Raw genomic sequence first — 17962 nt, 5'->3', positions numbered from 1 at the left:
TCGGTTACTCCCGTACTTTGACCGAAGCCAGCGGTGCCGCAGCCGTTGCCGGAATCACCGCGGCCTTGCGCAGCGCGGCGAACACTTCGTCGCGGCTGCCAAGCATGTGCACACCCCCGTCGCGCAGCATCAGTATCTGATCGACCGCGCACAGCACATTGGGCCGGTGGGAAATCAGCACCACCGTGGCGCCGCGTGCCTTGAGCTCGGCAAGGGCATCGACCAAGGCTTTTTCACCCACGTCATCGAGGTTGGCGTTGGGTTCGTCCAGCACCACCAGGTTGGGCTCGCCATACAGGGCGCGGGCCAGCGCGATGCGTTGCTTCTGGCCGCCAGACAATGGGCTGCCATCGGCGGCCAGGCGGGTGTCGTAACCCTGCGGGAAGCGCAGGATCATGTCGTGTACACCGCTGCTGCGGGCGGCACGGATCACCGCGTCGCTGTCCACCTCGGCAAAGCGGGCGATGTTTTCGGCGATGGTGCCTTCGAACAGCTCCACGTCCTGCGGCAGGTAGCCCAGCCACGGGCCCAGTTCGGCCTTGTTCCAGGTGAAGATATCGGCGCCGTCCAGGCGCACCTTGCCGGCCTGGGCCGGCCACACGCCTACCAACAGGCGGGCGAGGGTAGACTTGCCCGAGGCCGAGGGGCCGATGACACCCAGGCTGTCACCCGGGGCCAGGCTGAAGCTCACCCCGCGTACGATGCTGGTGCTGCTGCCTGGGGCGCCGGCGATCACGTTCTCCACGGCCAGCATGCCCATTGGCCGCTGCAGCGACATGCTCGGTGGCCGTTGCGGGTAGTCCTGCAGCAGGTCATTGAGTCTGCCCCAGGCCAGGCGGCAGCCCAGCAGTTGCTTCCACGCAGCAATCACCTGTTCCACCGGGCCTAGGGCTCGGCCGGTAAGGATCGAGCAGGCGATCATCATGCCGGGGGTGATCGTGCCCTCTATCGCCAGCAGCGCGCCGGTGCCGAGGATCAGCGACTGCAGGGTGATGCGCACGAAGCGCCCGATGCTGCTGATCAGCGCCGCGCGGTCGGAGGCCAGGGTCTGCATCTGCAGGATACGCAAGTGGCCCTGATACCAGCGCTTGCCGATTGACGGCAGCATGCCCATGGCTTCGATCACTTCGGCGTTGCGCAGGTTGTTGTTGGCGTAACTGGCCGACGACATGGCTGCCTGGTTGGCTTCGGCCAAGGGTTTTTGCGTGGCCTTTTCAGTGAGGTAGGCCAGGCCGACGAGGATCAGCGAGCCAATCGTGGTGACCAGCCCGAGCCACGGGTGGATCAGGTAGCAAACCAGCAGGTAGATCGGTGTCCAGGGGGCGTCGAAGAACGCGAACAGGCCGTTACCGGTGAGAAACTGCCGTACCTGCGCCAAGTCCTGCAGGGCCTGGGCCGGGTTACCGCCGGCACGGCTGAGGTTGCGTTCGAAGGCAGCGCTGAAGATGCGCCGGTTCAGGCTCATGTCCAGGCCGTTGCCCACCCTTATCAACACCCGGGTGCGAACCATCTCCAGCGCCGACATCAGCAGGAACAGGCCGACCACCAGCAAGGTGAGCATGCCTAAGGTGGTGACGTTGCGGCTGACCAGGGCGCGGTCATACACCTGCAACATATAAATGGCTGGCGTCAACATCATGACGTTTATCACGCCGCTGAAGGCGGCTAGGGCGTAGAAGCTGCGGCGCAAGTGAAACAGCACGTCGGCCAGTTCGGAGCGGGTGCGTGGTGGCTTAGGCATCGGAGGCCTCCCTTTATCACAAAGCGGGAAGCCCTTGCGGCGCCCCGTACAACGGCTGTTGTGGATTTTTGGTCGGCTCGCAGGCGGGTCGCACTGATGGCGATATTGCCCAAACGCTGCGTTGCTCCCACAGACAGCAGCGTAGGTTGCAACGAAACATCCAGTAATATCATTTCGCTCTATAAATACTTTGAACTTTTTATAAGTTACAGAAAAACAGTGAGTTGCATCGCATTATCAGCGGCTAAGATTTTTTTGACGAAATATTGACAAGCTTTTGGCCTACGACTTTAGTCTGAAGTATTCGGGGCCCTGTGCGAGCTGGGATCGATGCACGTGCGTTACACCTGTTGCGCACGGTTTACAGGGCCCCTCCGCAACGGGGTGCCTGCTTGCCAAGAAGAGGTCAGAGCTTTCAGCACACGAGTGCTGCGCTACTGAGCCCGGTACACCCAACCAGATTCTGCGCACGTCAACACTGACTGGGCGCGGGAAGGACCCTGTTGCCCTGTGTCATCTCCGGACAGATCGAGGGCAACTGCAATGGCCAATTTCAGCAAGTCGGACCTTGAATTCATTCTCAAACAGATCTTCATCGCTGAGGCACACGCCGATGGCGCCAGCCTGATCGACCTGTTGCCCAACAGCCAGGTACCCTTTGGCCTGCGCACGGTGGATGGCAGCTACAACAATCTGGTCACCGGGCAGAGCGAGTTCGGCGCAGCCGACAACTCGTTCCTGCGCCTGCTCGAAGCGTCTTACCGCGCCAACTATGTCGGCACCGGCAATGTCGTCGATTCGCAACCGCGCACCATCAGCAACCTGATCGTCGACCAGACAGCCAACAACCCGGCCGCAGTCGAGGCCAACGGCGGTGCCGCGCCGGTGATGAGCCCGGGTATCGACGGCGTATTTGGCACCGCTGACGACAAGCCTGTGTTCTTCATCCCCAATGTGTCACCAGACGCCGGGCTGACTGCCGGCTTCAACGCCTGGATGACCTTCTTTGGCCAGTTCTTCGACCACGGCCTGGACCTGGTCAGCAAGAGCAGCACCGACATCGTGTTCATCCCGCTGCGCCCGGACGACCCTCTGTTCGTGGCCGGCAGCCCGACCAACTTCATGGTGCTGTCCCGCGCCGTGCGCACCGCCGGCGCCGATGGCGTGGTGGGTACCGCCGACGATAGCCAGCCCAACACCACCTCGCCCTTCGTCGACCAGAGCCAGACCTACAGTTCACATCCCTCGCACCAGGTGTTCCTGCGCGAATACACGGTCAACGCCGCAGGTGACCCGGTGGCTACCGGGCGCCTGATCACCAACCGTGATCTGGGCGCCGATGGCAAGTTCGGCACCGCCGACGATGGCAACGGCGAAAGCGGTGGCATGGCCACCTGGGCGGTGGTCAAGGCCCAGGCCCGCGACCTGCTGGGTATCAACCTGACCGATGCCGACGTGCATAGCGTGCCGCTGCTGGCCACCGATGCCTACGGCAACTTCCTGCGCGGACCCAACGGCATGCCGCAGGTGGTCATGCGCGTGAACAACGGCGCCGATGGCATTGCTGGCACCGCCGATGACGTCACCCAGCTGGTCGAGGGCGACCGCAATGCACCGATCAGCCTGGCCAATGCCGTGAGCACCGGGCATGGCTTCCTTGACGATATCGCCCACAATGCCGCACCGGTGGTGGTCGGGGGGGCGCTGCAGGCGGACGCCGACACCCTGGTGGGTAACGCGCAGCCGGTCGGGCAGGGTGGCAACAACCTGACCTACGACAACGAATTGCTCGACGCGCACTACATCGCCGGTGACGGCCGGGTGAACGAGAACATCGGCCTGACCGCCGTGCACCATGTGTTCCACTCCGAGCACAACCGCCTGGTGCAGCAGACCAAGGACACCCTGCTGGCCGCGGGCGACCTGGCGTTCCTCAATGAGTGGCTGATCGACGACGTAACCGCCATCCCCACCACGCCTGCCGACATCGCCGCGCTGGTGTGGGATGGCGAGCGGCTGTTCCAGGCCGCCAAGTTCGGCACCGAGATGCAGTACCAGCACCTGGTGTTCGAAGAGTTCGCCCGCACCATCCAGCCGCAGATTGACGAGTTCCTCGCCCCCAACGGCTACGACACCTCGATCAACCCGGCGATCCTCGCTGAGTTTGCCCATGTGGTGTACCGCTTTGGCCACTCGATGCTGACCGAAACCGTCGACCGCTACGACCCGGCGTTCAACCCGGTTTCTGCCGACCCGGCCAACCCCGACCAGCAGTTGGGCCTGATTGCCGCGTTCCTCAACCCGCTGGCGTTCGCCGGTAGCGGGGCCACGGCCGATGAAGCGGCGGGCGCAATCATCCGCGGCGTTACCCGCCAGGTGGGCAACGAGATTGACGAGTTCGTCACCGAAGCCCTGCGCAACAACCTGCTCGGCCTGCCACTTGACCTGCCTGCGCTGAACATCGCCCGCGGTCGTGATACCGGCATCCCCAGCCTGAACGAGGCCCGCCGCGAGTTCTATGCCGCCACCGGCGACAGCCAGCTCAAGCCCTACATGAGCTGGGTCGACTTTGCCGACCACCTCAAGCACCCGGCGTCGCTGATCAACTTCATTGCCGCCTACGGCACCCACAGCAGCATTACCGGGGCCACCACCGAGGCCGCCAAGCGCGCCGCCGCCGTGGCACTGGTACTTGGCGGTGACGGCGCACCCCTCGACCGCCTCGACTTCCTCAACGGCACCGGTGCCTATGCCAACGTGACGCTGGCCGGTGCGGACGGCATCGCCGGCACGGCCGACGACATTGCCGGGGTGACCGTGACCGGGGTCGACGCCATCGACTTCTGGGTCGGCGGCCTGGCCGAGAAGAAAATGCCGTTTGGCGGCATGCTCGGCTCCAGCTTCAACTTTGTCTTCGAAACCCAGCTGGAAGCGCTGCAGAACGGTGACCGCTTCTACTACCTGTCGCGCACGGCAGGCATGAATTTTGGTACGGAGCTGGAAAACAACTCCTTTGCCAAGCTGATCATGGCCAACTCCGACGTCACCCACCTGTCCAACACCGTGTTCCTCACTCCCACGTTCACCCTGGAAGTGAACCAGGCCAACCAGTTCACCGGGCTGGGTGCCGACGGCAAGGCCGACCCCACTGGCGGCATCGAGATCAACGGGGTTGAAATCGTCCCATTGGTGATCCGCGATAACCCCGATACCGTCGGGCCAGACAGCAACTTCCTGCATTACACCGGTGAAGACCATGTGGTGCTGGGTGGCACCGCGGGCAACGACATCATCATCTCCAGCGAAGGCGACGACACCCTCTATGGCGATGCCGGTGATGACCTGCTCGAAGGCGGCGCCGGCAACGACGCGGTGCTGGGTGGCGCGGGCGACGACATCATCACCGATTCGTTCGGCGACAACCGCCTGGAAGGCAATGCCGGCAACGACGTGATCGTCGCTGGCAGTATGGGGGTTGCCGGTAACCTGATCCTGGGCGGCGATGGCCAGGACTTCATCATCACCACCGAGGACATCAGCACCACCTTCGGTGGCCTGGGCGACGACTTCATCCTCGGCGCCAAGACCAACCTGCCACCTACCGGTAACGAGGGTGACGACTGGATCGAGAAGGGTACCCAGGACGGCGCACCTGGCGACAACTTCGCACCCTTGCTGGGTGACGAAGTCATTGGCAACGACATCTTCGTCGGGGGCGGCGGCTTCGACGAAATGATCGGTGAGGGCGGCGACGATATCTTCGTCGGCAGCGATGCCCAAGACAAAATGGATGGCATGTCCGGTTTCGACTGGGTCACCAACAAGAATGATCGCGTCGGTGTCACCGTGGACCTCAGCCTGGCCGCCTTGGCTCAGCCCCATGGCAACGCGCCTAACCAGAACGCTGGCGTGTTCAACCCGGTGGGCGCTTCGCCTGCCTCGATTCTGGACAGGTTCGCTGAGGTCGAAGGGGTGTCCGGTTCGGCCTACGCCGATGTGCTCAAGGGCGACGACGTCGATGCCGTGACCATTCTCAACCATGGCGGCGCCACCGGCAGTGCGCTGACCAACGTGGCGCTGATACGTGGGCTGCAGCAGTTCCTGGCGGATGCCGGCTTGCCCACCACCGGCTTTGCCACCGGCAACATCATGCTCGGCGGCAATGGCAGCGACCTGATCGAAGGCCGGGGTGGCGATGACCTGGTCGATGGCGACAAGTGGCTCAACGTGCGCATCGCCGTGTACGCCCCTGGCGACGTCAACCACACCGGCCCGGAAATCGCCAGCTTCGACAGCATGGCCGACATGATTCCGTTCATGCTTGACCGCACCTACAACCCCGGCCAGCTCAAGGCCGTGCGCGAAATCCTGCCCGGCACTTCGACCGGCGGGGCCGCCTTCGACACGGCAGTATTCTCTGGGCTACAGAGCGAGTACGTGGTGACCCAGAACACCAAGGGCACCGCCGATGTTGCCGATGACGTCTGGACCGTGACCGATACCGTGGCCGGCCGCGATGGCGTCGATACCCTGTTGCACATCGAACGCCTGCAGTTTGCCGATAGCCAGCGCGTACTGGTGGAGGGGGTGAACGCACAACCCACCGGCAGCCCGACCCTGCTCGACGGCAACGGCGGTGAGATTACCGTGGGTGACATGCTTACGGTGAGCGTGGCCGCCGTGCGCGACGCCGACAATATCAGTGCGGGCAACCCGGCTGGGTCGCTCGCCGACCGTTCGGTGTCCTACTACTGGCAGTTCGAGGCCGACCCGGGCAGCGGTGTGTTCCAGGACATCATCCTGCTACCGGCCGGCGACCTGGCCTTCCAGAGCGCTGATGGCACTTCGTTCAAGGTGTCGCCAGACCTGGCCGGGCTGAGCCTGCGGGTCAAGGCGATCTATCAGGATGCCCATGGCACCACCGAAGTGCTGTACTCGCAGCCTACCACCGTGGTGCAACCGGGCGCGCCCGTGGTGCCGACAGTGGCCACCCCGGTGGTGGATGCCAGTGACGGCGGTGCCGGCCTGCACATGGTGCGCTCCGACCTGAACTTCATCCTCGCGCAAATCAAGATTGCCGAGGCCGATGCCGCCGGGCAGGACATCCTCTCGCTGATCCCCAACGTCCGTGCAGCCATGGGCCTGCGTGCGGTGGATGGCTCGAACAACAACCTGATGAACCTGAACGGCAACAACAACACCCAATACGGTGCCGCCGACAACGTCTTCCCGCGCGTGACCGACCCGGTATTCAACCCGGCCGAAGGTGCGCCAGCCGGTTTCTTCGGCCCAGGTTCCCCCGCGATCCCGGGCTCGTCGTACCAGCAGACCAGCGGCCCGGTGTTCGATTCTCAGCCACGTACCATCAGCAACCTGATTGTCGACCAGACCTCCAACAACCCGGCAGCCTATGCCACCGCGTATGACCCGGGTGCCGATGGCGTGCTCAACTTCGGCGCCGCAGGCAACGACGACGTGCTCAAGGATGGCGTGCGCATCGTCGCCAGCCCGGGCATGGACGGCCAGTTCGGCACCACCGACGACCATGACGTGTACCTGTTCGAGAACACCGCTGCCGATGCCGGGCTGTCTGCGCCGTTCAACGCCTGGATGACCTTCTTCGGGCAGTTCTTCGACCATGGTCTGGACCTGGTCACCAAGGGCGGCTCCGGTACCATCTACATCCCGCTGCAACCGGATGACCCGCTGTACGTGGAGGGTGGCTTCACCAACTTCATGGTGGTAACTCGTGCCACCAACCTGCCTGGGCCGGACGGCATCCTCGGCAACGCCGACGACATCCGCGAACACACCAACACCACCACGCCGTTCGTCGACCAGAACCAGACCTACAGCTCGCATCCCTCGCACCAGGTGTTCCTGCGCGCCTATGTCATGACTGACGACGGCCCGGTCGCCACGGGCCGGTTGATCACCAATCGCGACCTGGGCGCTGATGGGCGGTTCGGCACGGCCGACGACACCGAGATCGGCGGCATGGCCACCTGGAAGGTGGTCAAGGCCCAGGCCCGCGACCTGCTCGGCATCAACCTGACCGATGCCGACGTCGACAACGTGCCGCTGCTGGCCACCGATGCCTACGGCAACTTCATCAAAGGCCCCAACGGCTACCCGATGGTGGTGATGAAAGGCCTGGACGGTATTGCCGGCACCGCTGATGACCAAGAGGTCGAAGGCAACCCGCTGGCACCGCTCGACTTGACCAACGCCGTGCGTACCGGGCACCAGTTCCTTGCCGACATCGCCCACAATGCCGTGCCGGTGTTCAGTGGCGGCGTGCTGGCGCCGGATGCCGACAACGTGGCCGGCAATGCCGTGCCGGTCAACCCGCAGACCGGTGCCAACCTGGCCTACGACAACGAACTGCTGGACGCGCACTACATCGCCGGTGACGGCCGGGTCAACGAGAACATCGGCCTGACCGCCGTGCATGCGATCTTCCACTCCGAGCACAACCGGCTGGTGGCGCAGACCATGGACACCGTGCTCGACTCGGGTGACCTGGCCTTCCTCAACGAATGGCTGCTCAACCCGGTCAGCGCCTTGCCGGTCACCCCGGCCGAGATCGGTGCCCTGGTGTGGAATGGCGAGCGGTTGTTCCAGGCGGCCAAGTTCGGCACCGAAATGCAGTACCAGCACCTGGTGTTCGAGGAGTTCGCCCGCACCGTGCAACCTCGGGTCGACCTGTTCTTTGCCCCGACCCAGGTATACGACGTCGACCTCGATGCCTCGATCGTGGCCGAGTTCGCCCACACCGTATACCGCTTCGGCCACTCGATGCTGACCGAGACTGTCGACCGCTTCGACATCGACTTCAACGTCATCCAGGACCCGGCCAGCGCCAACCCCGACCAGCAACTGGGGCTGATCGCGGCCTTCCTCAACCCGCTGGCTTATGCCGCCAGTGGCGTTACCCCCGAGGACGCCACCAGCGCCATCGTGCGCGGGGTCACCCGCCAGGCCGGTAACGAAATCGACGAGTTCGTCACCGAGGCGCTGCGCAACAACCTGCTCGGCCTGCCACTGGACCTGCCAGCGATCAACATCGCCCGTGGCCGCGACGTCGGTATCCCTTCGCTGAACGCTGTGCGCCGCGAAATCTACGGGCAAACCGGCGATACCCAGCTCAAGCCGTACACCAGCTGGGTCGACCTGGTGCAACACCTGAAGCACCCAGAGTCGCTGATCAACTTCATCGCGGCCTACGGCACCCACAGCACCATCACCAATGCCACCACCCTGTTGGAAAAACGCGCCGCGGCCATGGCCCTGGTGTTCGGTGGCGATGGCGCACCCGCCGACCGCATGGACTTCCTCAACAGCAGCGGCGCCTGGGCCAACGTGACCCTGCCCGGCAAGGACGGTGTACTGGGTACTGCCGATGACCTCAAGGCAGTCACCGTGACCGGTGTCGATGCCATCGACCTGTGGATCGGCGGCCTGGCGGAAGCAAAAGCGCCATTTGGCGGCATGCTCGGCAGCACCTTCAACTTCGTGTTCGAGAACCAGATGGAAAAACTGCAGGACGGCGACCGCTTCTACTACCTGGAGCGCACGGCGGGCCTGTCGATGAACGCCGAGCTGGAAAGCAACTCGTTCGCCAAGCTGATCATGGCCAACAGCTCGGCCACCCACCTGCCAGGCCTGGTGTTCTCCGACCCTGGCTTCTACCTGGAACTGGACCAGACCAAGCAGTACAACGAGGGCCTTGGCAGCGCCGATCCGCTGGGCGAAAACGGCGAGCAGGTGGTGTTCCGCGACAGCCCGCTGACGGCTGGCCCAGACACCCACTACATCCGCTATGCCGGTGCCGAGCACATCGTGCTGGGCGGCACCAACGGGGACGATATTCTGGTCTCCAGCGAAGGCGACGACACGGTCTGGGGTGATGCCGGCAACGACCGCATCGAGGGTGGCGACGGCAACGACCAGCTGCGCGGTGGGGCCGGCGACGACATCATCAGCGACATGGGCGGTGACGACAACATCCAGGGCGGCGACGGCAACGATGTGTTGCACGGCGGTAATGGCGTCAACCTGATCATCGGCGGTTTCGGCAATGACTTCATCGTCACCGGTGAGGACGCCTCCGAAGCCATCGGCGGCCAAGGCAATGACTTCATCCTCGGCAGCAAGGCCAACGAGCAGGACATGGGCAACGAAGGTGACGACTGGATCGAGAAGGGCACCTCGGACGGCGCGCCTGGCGACAACTTCGACCCGCTCGGCAACGACCCGATCATCGGTAACGACGTATTTGTCGGCGGCAACGAGAACGACAAGTTCAACGGTGAAGGCGGCGACGACATCATGGTCGGCAGCCTGGGGTTCGGCGACCGTTACATTGGTGGCTCGGGCTACGACTGGTCAACCTTCAAGGACCTGGCCCAGGGCGTGTCCATCGACATGAGCGACCGCTTCTTCGATGTGCCACCGGTACCGGGTTCGGGCGCTTCGACGCTGGTGCGGTTCGACATCATGGAAGGCCTGTCGGGGTCGGCGCATGGCGACTTCCTGCGCGGTGACAGCGAAGACGCCACCTCGCTGCCTACTGCAGGCGCTACCGGCAGCGTGCTGACCAACATCAGCCTGATCGACGGCCTGGCCGGCCTGCTGGCGGCCGGAGCGACCTTCTATGACGGCGGCAACATCATCCTCGGCGGCAGCGGCAGCGACTTGCTCGAAGGCCGGGGTGGCGACGATATCCTCGACGGCGACAAGTGGCTGAACGTGCGCATCAGCGTACGCGCCAACCCTGATGGCACCGGCCCGGAAATCGCCAGCTTCAACAGCATGGAGCCGATGGTGCCGTTCATGCTCAATGGCACCTACAACCCCGGCCAGCTGGTGATCGTGCGGGAGATCCTCAGCGGCACCGACCACTACGACACGGCGGTGTACTCTGGGGTGTCCACCGACTACAGCGTGGTGGTCGATGGCAACTCGGTGACCGTCACTGACCTGGTGGCCGGTCGCGATGGCGTCGACCACCTGACCGGCATTGAGCGCCTGCAGTTCTCTGACAGTTCGCAGGCCTCTGGCGTCGGTACGGCAGTCAACGCCGGCCCCACCGGCCACCTGGCGATTCTCGATGCTACCACCGGCCTGCGCGATGATACGCCAGTCAGTGGCCAGCTGCTGAGGGTCAGCAACCTCGCCGTGCATGACGCGGACAATGTCAGCGCAACCAATGCGACCGGTGCGGTGAACGGCCCCGTGGCCTACTACTGGCAAGTCGAGGCGCTGCCGGGTTCCGGGGTTTATGAAGACATCACGGTAGTGGCCGCTGGTGAAGCGACACGGGCCACCGGTACGACCTACCGCGTCACGGACGATGTCGCCGGCCTGAACATCCGCGTGCGTGCGGTGTACCAGGATGCCAAGGGCACGCTGGAAATCGTCGATTCGTCGCCGAACAGCGCGCCGAGCGCCGGGCCGACCGTGACCGGGCTGCTGGTGCAGAACCAGACGCTCACCGCCAACCCGGCCACCATCGTCGATGCTGACGGCCTGAGCAACCCTCAGTTCAGCTTCCAGTGGCAGTCCAACCGGGGTGTCGGTTGGGTCAACATCGCTGGCGCCATCAGCAGCACGTTCGTCCTGACCCAGGCGCAAGTGGGGCAGAACATGCGCGTGATGGTCAGCTACGTGGATGACTTTGGCGTGCAGGAAAGCGTGGCCTCCGACATCCTCGACCCGGTGGCCAACGTCAACGATGCGCCGACCGGTGCGTTGCTGATCAGTGACACCACACCCGACCAGGGCCAAACGCTGACTGCGCTCACCGGCGCAATTGCCGACATCGACGGCCTGGGGGCCTTCAGCTTCCAGTGGCAGCAAGGTACCGGCGGCACCTTCGCCGATATCGCCGGGGCTACGGCGGCCACCTTCACCCCTGGCTTCGCCCAGGGCAACCAGCAGCTGCGGGTGATCGTGCGCTACACCGACGGCTTCGGCACACTGGAGTCGCTGACCTCGGCGGCGACCGCCGCAGTTACCGTGCCACCGGGTGTAGTCCTGGTTGGCACCAATGCGGCCAACACCCTGACCGGTACAACAGGCAACGACGTGATTTCGGGCCTGGGTGGCAACGACACGCTCAACGGCCTGGGCGGCAGCGACCAGCTGTTCGGTGGCATTGGCAACGACATCCTCAATGGCGGTGACGACCCCGACTTCCTCAATGGCGAGGATGGCAACGACACCCTCAACGGCGGGCTTGGCGCAGATGCCATGAACGGCGGCGCCGGCAACGATACCTTCCTGGTCGACAATGCCGGGGATACCGTCACTGAGGCACTCAATGGTGGCACGGACCAGGTGCAGACCAGCCTGGCCAGCTACACCCTGGGCGCCAACGTCGAGAACCTGACCTATACCGGCAGCAGCGCCTTTACCGGTACCGGTAACGCGCTGGCCAACACCCTAACGGGTGGTGCCGGCAACGACCTGCTCAACGGCGGTGCGGGTGCTGACCGCTTGGTGGGTGGCGTGGGCAACGACACCTATGTGGTGGATGACGCCGGGGATGTGGTGGTCGAGGCGACGGGGGCCGGTACGGACCTTGTGCGTACCACGCTGGCCAGCCACACCATGGCGGCCAACGTCGAGAACCTGGCCTATACCGGGGTGGGCAACTTCACCGGCACGGGTAACGGGCTGGCCAACATCATCGACGGTGGGGCAGGTAATGACACGCTCAGCGGCGACGGCGGTAACGATGTGCTCAACGGCAATGCCGGCAACGACACCCTCAACGGCGACGCCGGGAACGACCAGCTGTTCGGCGGCCTGGGTGACGACCAACTGCGCGGTGGAGGGGGGGACGACAGCCTCGATGCCGGTGGCGGCAACGACACGTTGCTGGGGGAGGCCGGTAACGACAACCTGAACGGGGGCGCTGGCGATGACAGCCTGGATGGCGGCAACGGCAATGACACCCTGCAGGGCGGCGATGGTAACGACACATTGTTCGGCGACGTGGGTACCGACACCCTGATCGGGGGGGCCGGCAACGACTTCCTCAACGGTGCGGCAGGTAACGATACGGTGGTGGGTGGGGCCGGTAACGACACCATGATCGCCACCGATGGAAACGATGTGTTCCAGTTCGCTGCAGGCTTTGGCAACGACCTGATCATCAATTTCGATGCCATTGCGGCGGGTGGCCAGGACCGGCTGGATATCACCGCCCTCAACATCACCGCAGCCACCTTTGGTGCCAGTGTGACCATCGCCGATGTTGGTGCGGACACCTTGGTAAGCATCGGTGCTGCCGACTCCATACGTTTGGTGGGGGTGGCAGATGCAACCACGGTGACCGCCGCAGACTTCATCCTGGCCGGTTGAGGGGGCGCTGGGGTTAGCTGTTACGGGTACAGCAGGGGGCTGCGCAACAGCCCCCTTTTCCCGCGCAAGGGGTCGCCGAATGTTGCCCCGGGCTTGTCCAGCGACCACGGCAGTTGCTTCGCGTTATACTCCGCGCCTTTTGCCCGTGCCGGAATCCGCCCATGCGCCAGGTTTTGCTCATCGTCGATGTTCAGTCCACCTTCAGCCCGCCCGAGTGGCTGGTCGATGGTTTGCGGCGGTTGTCAGCGAACATTCCCACCATAGCCTCGGTCGAGTTGCACGATGAACAGGTCACGCCGTTCGAGCGCCAGCTCGGCTGGCACCCGGCGGCCGAGGACGAGAGCCTGGTCGAGGCCGACCAGGTGTTCGTCAAGCATGGCTATGGGCAAAGTGCCGAAGCTATCGAGTACATCCGGCAACTGGGTGTAGAGCGGGTGCTGGTGTGTGGGCTGCAGACCGAAACCTGCGTGCTGGCCGCCGGCTTTGCCCTGTTCGATGCAGGGCTGATGCCCACGCTGGTGACAGACATGACAATAGGATCGTCGCTGGACCGCTCGGGCAAGCTGGGTACCGACCTGTGGAAGCACCACTTCCGCCAGGTCACCACCTCGGCCCAGGTGCTGGCTGAACTGGCCGGACGCGAGTAGTGCATGCGCTGGCGGGTCATCTTCGTTCAGGCAGAGGTGGCGCGTTCAGCTGGATCGGCTCCACGCGCCTGATGCTGCTTGCGCCTGCGGGTAAACAGCAGACGCAACAGGGTGTTCCAGCAATAGCTCACCAGTACCCCTCCAGCGAGTGCCAGGGCTATCTCGAACAGCGGGTGCCTGAAAACATGCTCCGCTACCGACTCGAACTGGAAATGCGTCAGGTAGATATACAAGGTTGACGAAGCGATCACCGCACCTGCCCGTGCAACCAGGGCGGGTACTGGCACCGAGCGGAACCAGACAAGTGCCAGCATCGCTGGCAGGGCGATGTCGACATAGTGTGTAAACGCTTGCCAGCCAACACCGGCAAGCGCCATCAGGTCCAACTCGCCAACCACCAGCACGGCCACTGCACTGGCCACCCATTTGCGTGAGATCGTGTCGGCATGGTGCACGGCCATGCCCAGTACCATCACCGCCAGGAAGTGCTGGGGCACCCGGTTGAGCAGGGCGCTGGCGTCGAATACGAACTGGTTGAGGAGCACATCCAGCGCCACCAGTGCACAGGCAGCGATGATCAGCCAGCGAAACGGGTCGGCAATCAGCACCTGGCGCACGCGCCTGATCGACAGCACCAGGCCAATGATCACGATCATCTGCACCAACACTTCGATGTACCAATAGTTGAACAGGCTGACCTCGCTGGCGGGGAACCAGTTGGAAACCAGCAGCAGCGATTGCCAGTGCAGCCGGGCGAATACCAGCTGGATCAATGCGCTGTACAACAGGGTTGGCACCACGATGGCTGTCAGTGGCCTGAGCAGCGTGCGTGCATCGCCACGCGCTTCGATGGCCTTGAGCTGAAAGCGCGCCAGGGCGATGCCGGAGACCAGGAACAGCACCGAGGTTTCGCCGAGTATCGGCCAGTGGTCGAAATCACCCAGGTGGCCGACCACAATCAGGATGATGGCGAGCATGCGGATGAACACCGGCATTTCCATTACCCGCCACGCGCCTTTGGGCGGCGCACTCAGCTCGGCCAGCTGGCACACCGGCAGGGTTTCCCAACGTTCAGGCAGGTGACCGATAAGCGCCTCCAGCACACGCGAGGCCTGCACGAACGACAGCGAGTCGCCCCCCAGTTCGACAAAGCTCAACCTGGCGTCCAGGCGCGGTACCTGGAGGATGCGGGCCCAGGCTGTACTCAGCTTTTCAGCCAAGGGTGACAACGGTGGGTTGATACTGTCGTCAAATGCCGCAGGCAGCGCGCGTTTGTCGACCTTGGCGTTGGGGGTGAGCGGCAGGGCATCAAGGAACACGAACAGCGCCGGAACCATGTAGTCAGGCAGCTGGCCGCTGAGGGCCTGGCGCAGTTCGTCAGCACGGATGGCCTGCTGCGCGACGCAATAAGCCACCAGCCGGGTCGATGCACCCTCGTGGTTGGTCAGGACAACGCATTGCCCTATGTGCGGGTGACGGCAGATGGCGTTCTCGATTTCTGCCAGCTCGATGCGATGCCCCCGGATTTTCACCTGGCTGTCAGCACGCCCCAGAAAACGGGCGCTGCCATCGGCCAGATAGGTGCCCAGGTCACCCGTGCGGTAACAGCGGTCGGCCGTGTCAGCGGTGAACGGGTTGGCGATGAATTTGGCTTCGGTCAGCCCCGGGTCGTCCCAGTATCCCCGCGACAGGTAGGGGCTGCGGATCAGGATTTCGCCTGTCTCGCCCTCGCTGACCAGCTGGTTGGCCGGGTTTATCACCAGCAATTGTGCATCGGCAATGCCTTTGCCCAAGGGCACCCGGGCATTGTCCATTTCCGGGTCGAGGGTATGGAAAGCCATGGCCTGTGGGGTTTCGGTGGTGCCGTAGAAGTTCACATTGACGGCATTCGGTGCGATGGCGCGGACCTGCTGATACTGCGTCGGGCTGAGTGCATCGCCCCCCCAGAACAGGTAGCGCAGGTGGTCGAGAATCTGGCCGTTCAGGTGTGCGCCGGTTTCGATCAGCTTGCCCAGCGGCGGGGTGAGGTGGATCACGCTCACACCGTGCTGGTGAAGCCAGCTGGCCAGCCGTGAGGGTTCGGTCAGGGTCGACTGCGCCGGGCAGGCAATGGTCGCGCCAAGCGACAGTGGCGTGAACACGTCGCGGTATACCGGGTCGTGGCCCAGGCCAGAAAGCAGCGAGAAGGTGTCGGCCTGGGTAAAACCGTGCTGGCGCACATGCCAGTCGATGAAGTGCACCAGCGGTGCGTGGTGGGTAACGATGCCCTTGGGTTCACCGGTGCTGCCCGAAGTGAAGGTGATGTAGGCCGGCTGCTCAGGGCTGACAGCGGGCAGCGCGACAGGTTGGCGAGGGAAGGCCTGCAGCGCCTCAGCGAGGGCTTCAGGCACCGTGACGACCATGGGCTGGCCGACGTCGACGCTTGCCTCGGCACAGCGCAGTATCACCGCAGGCTTCAAGGTGTTGACGATTTGCTCGATACGCGCGGCTGGGTAAGCGGCGTCAGCCACGGTGAAGGCCAGACCGGCACGCAGGCAGCCGAGCATGGCGTATACCAGGGCGGCGCTGCGGCGGCTGACGATGACCACACGATCGGTGCCGCTGGCGGCGTTTTTAACCAGAAACGCGGCAATGCCCGCGCTGATCTGCTCCAGTTGGGAGTAGCTGCAGGTTGCGTGCTGGCCAATGATGGCAATGGCCGCCGGGCAGCGGCTGGCCTGCTGGATGAATGCGTGGTGAATGGGCTGTTCGGCACGGTACTCCAGGCACAGCGTCGGGTTCGGGCGCAGGTCTGGCATGATGATCGAGTGCTCCGCAGGAACGTTGGGCTGGCTGGTAGCACAACGCTAGTGCAGGCTGGCTGATGGCGCCAATATTTGAAGGCTGCCTTGCGATAGCCGGGCAGGTCCAGGGCCGCAAGCGTGCCCCCATAAAACCCTGCTAACCCGACGGGTTAGCGGTTGTTCCATGGGAGATCACCCAGCCCTTCCGGGCTGCGCTGTCGCACAGCAAACAGGATGCGCATGACGTCAGATCTGCACTGACATCGAGATCTAGAAAAGCATTCGCCGACTGATCCGGGTAGGTCAGCCGCCGAATACTTTGCTATGGTTCCCAATGCGCGGGAAAGAGGCCGTAGACCGCACTGGTGTGCTGCTTTGCTCCCGAATGAGAGAGTGGCCCAAATGGCATCGGCGTTAATCCCTGTCGGCACAGCTTGCTGTGACCACGTATAGAAGAGTGAACACTTCGCCGCCATTGACCCCGCGCGCCTGTTTTTTTCGCTAGAAAGAACAGTGGGTTATCTTTTGTTTGATAGAAGCCGCCTTGCGCTGCGACATGGATTGTCACAGGCCTGGTTTTCAGGCCACATCCACGAGCACGATCTCGCTGTCCTCGATGGCGGTCACCCGCAGCACCGCTTCCTGCTCGATCGCCACGCCATCGCGCGCCTTGGCCCGCAATCCGTTGATCTCCACCAGCCCCTTGGCCGGCACCAGGTAACCCCGGCGTTCGGCATCGAAGCGGTACTCGGCGGTTTCACCGGCTCGCAGGGTGGCAGCCACCAGGCGGGCATCGGTACGGATCTGCAGGCTGTCCTCGTCACCCGCGCGGCCGCTGGCCAAGGTCACGAAGCCCTCACCGCGCTCGCCTTTGGGGAACGGCCGGCTACCCCACTGCGGTGCTTCACCGGTGCGCTCCGGCACGATCCAGATCTGGAAAATACGTGTATCGATATCTTCCAGGTTGTACTCGCTGTGCACGATGCCGGTACCGGCGCTCATGACCTGAACATCACCGGCTTCGGTACGGCCCTTGTTGCCCAGGCTGTCCTGGTGGCTGATCGCGCCTTCACGCACATAAGTGATGATTTCCATGTCGCGGTGCGGGTGCGGCGGGAAGCCGCTGCCGGCTGCGATCAGGTCGTCGTTCCAAACCCGCAGGTTACCCCAGTGCATGCGTGCCGGGTCGTAGTACTCGGCAAACGAGAAATGGTGGTGGGCATCGAGCCAGCCATGGTTGGCGTGGCCGAGGCTTTCGAAGGGTCGCAGTTGCAGCATGGTCGTGCTCCTTGAATCAGTGGAATGACGCCATGATGCGCTAAAGAAACATCGAAAATAAGCGTAAATATCGGCTTAAAACAATCTATTTCATAGATGTTTTTTCTGCGGCGTTTTATTCGCTTCATCGCCTAATCCACTGA

The 17962-nt window shown here is 63.6% G+C and carries 5 protein-coding genes; 2 read left to right on the top strand and 3 right to left on the bottom strand.

Going from position 1 to position 17962, the window contains the following annotated elements; all coding sequences use genetic code 11:
* Positions 1 to 4 precede the first annotated feature (4 nt).
* The gene (locus tag LU682_RS17825) at positions 5 to 1741 is read right to left on the bottom strand and encodes a type I secretion system permease/ATPase (RefSeq protein ID WP_010953487.1); all 1737 of its coding nucleotides are present in this window, start codon (positions 1739 to 1741) and stop codon (positions 5 to 7) included.
* Positions 1742 to 2284: 543 nt separating this feature from the next.
* Between LU682_RS17825 and LU682_RS17820 the strand changes: the two genes are divergently transcribed.
* The gene (locus LU682_RS17820) at positions 2285 to 13111 is read left to right on the top strand and encodes a peroxidase family protein (protein WP_049587176.1); all 10827 of its coding nucleotides are present in this window, start codon (positions 2285 to 2287) and stop codon (positions 13109 to 13111) included.
* 161 nt (positions 13112 to 13272) lie between these two features.
* Positions 13273 to 13758, top strand: a complete 486-nt coding sequence (locus LU682_RS17815) for an isochorismatase family protein (protein WP_010953489.1) — start codon at positions 13273 to 13275, stop codon at positions 13756 to 13758.
* 26 nt (positions 13759 to 13784) lie between these two features.
* Here LU682_RS17815 and LU682_RS17810 read toward each other — a convergent pair whose 3' ends face one another.
* Entirely contained in the window at positions 13785 to 16556 is a 2772-nt protein-coding gene (locus tag LU682_RS17810) for an amino acid adenylation domain-containing protein (RefSeq protein WP_010953490.1), read from the bottom strand.
* 564 nt (positions 16557 to 17120) lie between these two features.
* On the bottom strand, positions 17121 to 17819 hold the full coding sequence (locus LU682_RS17805) for a pirin family protein (RefSeq protein ID WP_010953491.1): 699 nt from the start codon (positions 17817 to 17819) through the stop codon (positions 17121 to 17123).
* Positions 17820 to 17962: the final 143 nt, after the last annotated feature.

This window comes from Pseudomonas alloputida (genome assembly GCF_021283545.2).
Classification (GTDB): Bacteria; Pseudomonadota; Gammaproteobacteria; order Pseudomonadales; family Pseudomonadaceae; genus Aquipseudomonas; species Aquipseudomonas alloputida.
The sequence above is the reverse complement of the archived record's forward strand: the minus strand, read 5'-3'. Positions and strand labels throughout refer to the sequence as shown.